The 6,545-nt window shown below is 66.5% G+C and carries 6 protein-coding genes; 5 read left to right on the top strand and 1 reads right to left on the bottom strand.

What is annotated here, in order from left to right; genetic code table 11:
• Positions 1-339 precede the first annotated feature (339 nt).
• Positions 340-1,356 carry a LacI family DNA-binding transcriptional regulator gene (locus tag CK944_RS16205; protein WP_103174118.1) on the bottom strand — a complete coding sequence of 339 codons (1,017 nt, stop codon included), beginning with the start codon at positions 1,354-1,356 and terminating at the stop codon, positions 340-342.
• 165 nt (positions 1,357-1,521) lie between these two features.
• Here CK944_RS16205 and CK944_RS16200 point away from each other — a divergent pair, with 165 nt between their 5' ends.
• Genes CK944_RS16200 through CK944_RS16180 form a run of 5 tightly spaced genes read left to right on the top strand, consistent with a single transcriptional unit; the run spans position 1,522 to position 6,543 of the window.
• Entirely contained in the window at positions 1,522-2,760 is a 1,239-nt protein-coding gene (locus CK944_RS16200) for an ABC transporter substrate-binding protein (protein ID WP_205049069.1), read from the top strand.
• Between the two features lie 56 nt (positions 2,761-2,816).
• A complete protein-coding gene (locus CK944_RS16195) occupies positions 2,817-3,710 on the top strand; it encodes a carbohydrate ABC transporter permease (protein WP_103174117.1) in 894 nt (297 codons plus the stop codon).
• On the top strand, positions 3,703-4,653 hold the full coding sequence (locus tag CK944_RS16190; protein WP_103174110.1) for a carbohydrate ABC transporter permease: 951 nt from the start codon (positions 3,703-3,705) through the stop codon (positions 4,651-4,653). The genes CK944_RS16195 and CK944_RS16190 overlap by 8 nt, the downstream gene beginning before the upstream one ends.
• 3 nt (positions 4,654-4,656) lie before the next feature.
• A complete protein-coding gene (locus CK944_RS16185) occupies positions 4,657-5,769 on the top strand; it encodes an ABC transporter ATP-binding protein (protein ID WP_103174109.1) in 1,113 nt (370 codons plus the stop codon).
• 18 nt (positions 5,770-5,787) lie between these two features.
• A complete protein-coding gene (locus tag CK944_RS16180) occupies positions 5,788-6,543 on the top strand; it encodes a sugar phosphate isomerase/epimerase (protein ID WP_103174108.1) in 756 nt (251 codons plus the stop codon).
• Positions 6,544-6,545: the final 2 nt, after the last annotated feature.

Here is a 6,545-nt window from a genome sequence, read left to right as displayed (position 1 = left end):
CATTTGCAGGTAAGCGTGCCGCCGGAAAAATCCGGCCTGGCTCGTTTGATGCCGCCATCGACGGCAGGGTGAATAAGGACGGCCTGTGTATTTTCCATGGGCATCTCCTCCGGTGACCAGATCATCCCAGTCTCTCTCCCGCCGGGATGAAGGGCAGACTAACAGAAAACTATGGTTTGGGCATTTGGACTTAAGGGTGTTCTAGCCAGAGGTCCAAGGCAGGCCGTATGCCGGATTGCCGGGATGATGTCGGCAGACCGGCTGTTCATGCCGCTGCGTCCATCGTCGGAACCAAAGACTGGCGAGGCAAAGGCCTTGAAAGGCGCACCGGCGCCCAGGTCACCCCGCCGGTGCCGCCGCGGTCGAGTGGCGCACCACGATTTCCACGGGCAGGGTGGTCAGCGTCTCGGCCAAGGGCTTGCCCGACAGGCTGGACAACAGCCGCTCGGCGGCGATGCGGCCCAGGCGGCGGCGGTCCTGGCGGATCGTGGTCAAGGGCGGGCGGGAATAGGCGGCAAGCGCGATGTCGTCGAAGCCCACCACGGAGACGTCCTGGGGGACGCGGACGCCCAGTTCCGACAGGCCGGAAATGCAGCCGATCGCCAGTTGGTCGGAACTGCACAGGATCGCGGTGGGCCGGGACGGCATCCGCATCAGGTCGCCCGCCGCGCGAAAGCCGTCGCGGATCTCGAAGCTGCCGCCGGCGATTCGCGAAGGGGGAAGCGACAGCCCCGCCTGCGCCAGGGCGGCCTCGGCCCCTTCGCGCCGTTCGCGGGTCAGCACGTTGCCCTCGGGGCCGGTCAGCAGCGCGAAGTCGCGGTGGCCCAGCCCGACCAGGTGCTGCACGGCCAGGGCCATGCCCGCGCGGTTATCGCTGCGCACCACGGGAAAGCCGCGCCCTTCGGGCCATTCGCAGGCGAAGACCACGCGGCCCGCCACGTCGCTTGCCGCAAGATCGTCCAGGATGCCCGCCGGCAGGGCGCCGTCCAGGCAGATCAGCCCGTCGGCCCGCGCGGCCTGCAGATGGGTGACGGGCGATTGCCGCCGCGCCTGCTGGGACAGGCTGTCGGTCACCAGCAGATCCAGGCCCGCAGGCGTCAGGCCGTCCTGGATGCCCGCGATGATCTCGGAAAAGAACGGGTTGCCCAGGTTTGGCACCAGGGCCAGCACCGCGTCGGCCCGGCGCACCCGCAAGGATCGGGCGAAGGAGTTCACGCGATAGTCGTGTTCCTCGACCACGGCCATGACCTGCGCCCGCGTTTCGGGCGAAACGCGGTCCGGATGAGACAGCGCGCGGCTGACCGTCGCCGTCGAAACTCCCGCCAGCCGAGCGATGTCCTTGATGCCGATAGCCATGATGTCCCGCCGATAGGTTCGCATGTAAAGGATTACATTTTTTCTTGACGGAAAGGCAATGGTCATGAGATGGATGTTTGCAGCAATCGTTTACATCGGCAGGGAAGAGGCTGAACCGGTTGCTGCCTGCGCGAAACCCGCGCCGGGACAAACGGGAGGATGACAATGCAAAAGATTTCGATGCGCCGCCTGCTGGCGGGCGTTGCCGTGACAATGTTGCCTGCGACGGCGATGGCGGCCGATCTTGAGGTGACGCACTGGTGGACCTCGGGTGGCGAGGCTGCGGCCGTGCAGGAACTGGCCCGCATCTTCGAGGAACAGACCGAACATAGCTGGGTCGATGGCGCCATCGCCGGTTCGGGTTCGACCGCGCGGCCGATCATGGTGTCGCGCATCATCGGCGGCGATCCGATGGGCGCCACGCAGTTCAACCACGGCCTTCAGGCGCAGGAACTGGTCGAGGCCGGGCTGATGCAGGACCTGACCGAGGTGGCCGAGGCGAATGGCTGGCGCGACACCATCAACCCCGTCTCGCTGCTGGATGCCTGCACCTTCGAGGGCCGCGTTTATTGCGCGCCGCTGAACATCCATTCGCCGCAATGGATGTGGACCTCGCTGTCGGCCTTCGAGAAGGCGGGCGTCGAACCCGCGACCACCTGGGAGGAACTGAAGGCCGCCGCCCCGGCGCTGCGCGAGGCGGGCATCCTGCCCCTGGCGCAGGGGATGCAGGGCTGGCAGACGGCGCTGCTGCTTTACGGCATGATCTCGGGGATCGGCGGGGCCGATTTCTACAACCAGGTCTTCGCCGAGCGTGACGAGGAGGCGCTGAACAGCGACACGCTGAAGAACATCTTCGCCGAATACGCCATCGCCCGCGACCTGGCCTCGGGCGGCAATCTCAGCGACTGGAACATGGCCACCAACCGCATCATCGAGGGCACGGCCGCGGCGCAGGTGATGGGCGACTGGGCGCAGGGCGAATTCGCCCTGGCGGGCAAGACCGCTGGCACGGATTACGGCTGCCATATCGGCCTGGGGGGCGAACCCGTCATCGCGACCGGGGGCGATGCCATCTATTTCCCGGTGAACAGCGACGCGGCCGTGACCGAGGCGCAGCGCGCCTTGGCCCAGGTGATCCTGTCCGAGGAAGCGCAGGTGGCCTTCAACGCGGCCAAGGGATCGCTGCCCGTGCGCGGCGACATCGACCTGGCCGCGGTCAACGAATGCACCCAGGCGGGTCTTGAAACCCTGAAGGCCGGCAACACGATCCCCACCATCGACCTGGTGATGTCGTCGGATTCGCGCGGCCAGATCGAGGATCTGACGGCCGAGTTCTTCGGATCGGACCTTTCCGCCGAGGACGCGCACGCGCGCTTCGTCCAGATCGTCCAGTCCGAAATGTGATGCCCGCGCCCGGCCCCCTGCGGGCCGGGTTTTTTCCCCTGACCGGAGGCACCCTCATGGCCCGATCCGGCCCTCCCATCCGATTGTTCCAGAACTGGCCGGCCAAGCTTGCCGCGACCCCGATGATCCTGACGGCCCTTGTGGTCTTCATCGGCTGTTCGCTCTGGACGGTGGTCCATTCCTTCACCAATTCGCGCCTGCTGCCCCGGCTGGATTTCGTGGGCCTGGCGCAATACGAACGGCTGTGGTCCACGCCCCGCTGGCAGGTGTCCATCGAGAACCTGGCGATCTATGGCCTCTGCGCCCTGGTGCTGACGCTGGCCATCGGCTTTCTGCTGGCCGTGCTTCTGGACCAGAAGATCCGGTTCGAGGACGGTTTCCGCACCATCATCCTGTTCCCCTATGCGCTGAGCTTCATCGTCACGGGCGTCGTCTGGCAGTGGATCCTGAACCCCGATTTCGGGCTGCAGCACATCGTCCGCGGCATGGGCTTTTCAGGCTTCAGCTTCGATCCGCTGAACGATCCCAGCCTGGTGATCCTGGCGCTGCTGGCGGCGGGCATCTGGCAGGGGGCGGGGCTGACCACGGTCATCATGCTCGCGGGCCTGCGCGGCATCGACGAGGATGTCTGGAAAGCCAGCCGCGTGGACGGGATCCCCGCCTGGAAGACCTATATCTTCGTGATCCTGCCGATGATGAAGCCGGTCTTCGCCACCTGCATCGTGCTGATCTCGGCCGGGATCATCAAGCTTTACGACCTTGTCGTCGCCCTGACGCGCGGGGGGCCGGGCATCGCGTCCGAAGTGCCCGCGAAATACGTCTATGACTACATGTTCGGCAACCAGAACCTGGGGCAGGGCTTCGCCGCCTCGACCATGATGCTGGCCGCGGTGCTGGCGATCATCATCCCCTTCGCGCTGTTCCGCTTGGGAAGGAAACGCCATGTCTGACGCGGCATACCCCGCGGCCGCCGCCGCGCCGCCCCGCAGCGCCGCCCCGCGCGGCCGGCTGCTGGACGGACCGGCCGGCCTCGCCCCCACGCGCCGCCTGTCGGGCAAGCGCATCATGATCTATGGCGGGCTTCTGATCTTCTCGGCCTATTACCTGCTGCCGCTGTGGGTGATGGTCATGACCTCGCTGAAGGGAATGCCCGAGATCCGCATGGGCAACATCTTCGCCCCGCCGGTCGAGATCACCTTCGAACCCTGGGTCAAGGCTTGGTCCTCCGCCTGCACCGGGCTGAATTGCGACGGGCTGTCGCGCGGCTTCTGGAACTCGGTCGCGATCGTCATACCGGCCACGATCCTGTCGATCGCGGTGGCGGCGGTGAACGGATACGCCCTGGTCAACTGGCGCTTCCGCGGGTCCGAGGTGTTCTTCACCATCCTGATCTTCGGCGCCTTCATCCCTTATCAGGTGATGATCTATCCCATCGTCATCATCCTGCGCGAAATCGGGCTGATGGGGTCGGTCTGGGGGCTGGTGCTGGTCCATGTGGTCTTCGGGATGCCCATCATCACGCTTCTGTTCCGCAACTACTTCAGCTCGCTGCCGCCGGAACTGTTCAAGGCCGCCCGCGTGGACGGTGCAGGCTTCTGGGGCATCTTCCTGCGCGTGCTGGTGCCGATGTCGCTGCCGATCTTCACGGTGGCGGTGATCCTGCAGGTCACGGGGATCTGGAACGACTTCCTGTTCGGCGTGATCTATACCCGGCCCGAAAGCTATCCGATGACGGTGCAGTTGAACAACATCGTCAACTCGGTCCAGGGCGTGCGCGAATACAACGTCAACATGGCCGCGACCCTGCTGACCGGCCTTGTCCCGCTGACGATCTACTTCCTCTCTGGCAAACTTTTCGTCCGCGGCATCGCCGCAGGCGCCGTGAAAGGCTGACCCATGGCACAAGCACTCCGCGCCGAAACCCGCCCGGAACTGGACGGTATCTCCGTCTCGATCCGCGACCTGAGCCTCGCCTATGGCGCGGTCGAGGTTCTGGGCGACCTGAACCTGGACGTGAACGAGGGCGAGTTCCTGGTGCTGCTGGGCGCCTCGGGCTGCGGCAAGTCCACGCTGCTGAACTGCATCGCCGGGCTGCAGCCCGCGACCAAGGGGCAGATCTTCATCTCGGGGCAGAACGTCACCTGGGCGGAACCCTCGGAACGCGGCATCGGCATGGTCTTCCAGTCCTATGCGCTCTACCCGCAGATGACGGTCGAGGGGAACCTGTCCTTCGGCCTGAAGAACGCCCGCGTGCCGCGGGACGAGATCGCCCGCCGCATCGCCCGCGCCGCCGCCACCCTGCAGCTCGAACCGCTGCTGAAGCGCAAGCCCGCGGCCCTGTCGGGCGGTCAGCGCCAGCGGGTCGCCATCGGCCGCGCCCTTGTGCGCGACGTGGACGTGTTCCTGTTCGACGAGCCCTTGTCGAACCTGGACGCCAAGCTGCGGGCGGAACTGCGGGTGGAACTGAAGCGACTGCACCAGAATCTGGGCAACACTATGATCTATGTCACCCATGACCAGATCGAGGCGATGACGCTTGCCGACCGCATCGCCATCATGCGCGGCGGCAAGATCCAGCAGCTTGCCACCCCCGACGACATCTATCGCCGCCCCGCGAACCTTTACGTGGCGGGCTTCATCGGATCGCCGCCCATGAACCTGCTGCCGGGCCGGCTGGAAGGCAACATCTTCCATGGCCCTCTGGTGGCCGATGTCACCGGCTATGACTTCACCAGCCGCCCGCGCGGCGGCGAGGCCGTGCTGGGCATCCGCCCCGAGCATGTGCGCACCGGCGAGGCGGCGGCAGCCCTGCCCATCCGGGCCCAGGCCCGGGTCGAGGTGGTCGAGCCGATGGGCGCCGACACCCTGGTCTGGACGCGGCTTGGCGACACCCCCTTCCGCGTCCGCCTGGACGGCGAGGACCGCGTGCGCGCGGGCCAGGTGCTGTCCATCGGCTTCGACCCCGCCAGCCTGTCGCTGTTCGACGCCGCGACCGAGACGCGGATCTGAGACTTTCCCACGGAGAAGATGATGAAACTGTCCCTGCAACTTTATTCGGCCCGCTTCGCCACGCCCTATGCCGATGTGATCCGCCGTCTCGGCGCACTTGGCTATGACGCGGCCGAGGGCTATGGCGGCGTCTTCGACGACCTGCCCGCCATCGCCGAGGCCCTGTCGGCCGCAGGCATGACCATGCCGTCGCTGCATGTCTCGCTGGACCTGATCGAGGAAAACCCCGACCGCGTTGCCCAGATCGCGGGCCAGGTCGGCGCCACGATGATCTTCGCCCCCCATATCGGCCCGGACCAGCGTCCTGCGGATGCCGCAGGATGGCAGGCCTTCGCCGCCCGCCTTGCCGCCGCGCATGGGGCGATGGCCCAACGCGGCCTGACCTTCGGCTGGCACAACCACGACTTCGAATTCCACGCCCTGCCAGGCGGCGAAACCCCCATGCAGATCATCCTGGACGAGGCCCCGATGATCGACTGGGAAGCCGACATCGCCTGGATCGTGCGCGGCGGCGGGGACCCGCTGGACTGGATCGCCCAATACGGCCCGCGCATCACCGCCGCCCATTTCAAGGACATCGCGCCTGCGGGCGAAAAGACGGACGAGGACGGCTGGGCCGACCCCGGGACCGGCACGATGGATTGGCCCGCGATCCTGGATGCCCTGCGCGCCCAGGCCCGCGTCGAGGTGCTGGTGGCCGAACATGACAAGCCCTCGGACTTTGACCGTTTTGCGACCCAGGCCGCGAAGGCCTGGCAGACCCTGAAAGGCTGAAC

Source organism: Paracoccus sp. SY (genome assembly GCF_002901215.1).
In the GTDB taxonomy this organism is placed as follows: Bacteria; Pseudomonadota; Alphaproteobacteria; order Rhodobacterales; family Rhodobacteraceae; genus Paracoccus; species Paracoccus acridae.
Note: the sequence above shows the minus strand (reverse complement) of the source record. Positions and strands in the feature narration are given on the sequence as shown.

Bases quoted from the DNA above. Each gene is read 5' to 3' on its own strand.
- CK944_RS16205 (WP_103174118.1), bottom strand. From the start codon at position 1,356: ATGGCTATCGGCATCAAGGACATCGCTCGGCTGGCGGGAGTTTCGACG.
- CK944_RS16200 (WP_205049069.1), top strand. From the start codon at position 1,522: ATGCAAAAGATTTCGATGCGCCGCCTGCTGGCGGGCGTTGCCGTGACA.
- CK944_RS16195 (WP_103174117.1), top strand. From the start codon at position 2,817: ATGGCCCGATCCGGCCCTCCCATCCGATTGTTCCAGAACTGGCCGGCC.
- CK944_RS16190 (WP_103174110.1), top strand. From the start codon at position 3,703: ATGTCTGACGCGGCATACCCCGCGGCCGCCGCCGCGCCGCCCCGCAGC.
- CK944_RS16185 (WP_103174109.1), top strand. From the start codon at position 4,657: ATGGCACAAGCACTCCGCGCCGAAACCCGCCCGGAACTGGACGGTATC.
- CK944_RS16180 (WP_103174108.1), top strand. From the start codon at position 5,788: ATGATGAAACTGTCCCTGCAACTTTATTCGGCCCGCTTCGCCACGCCC.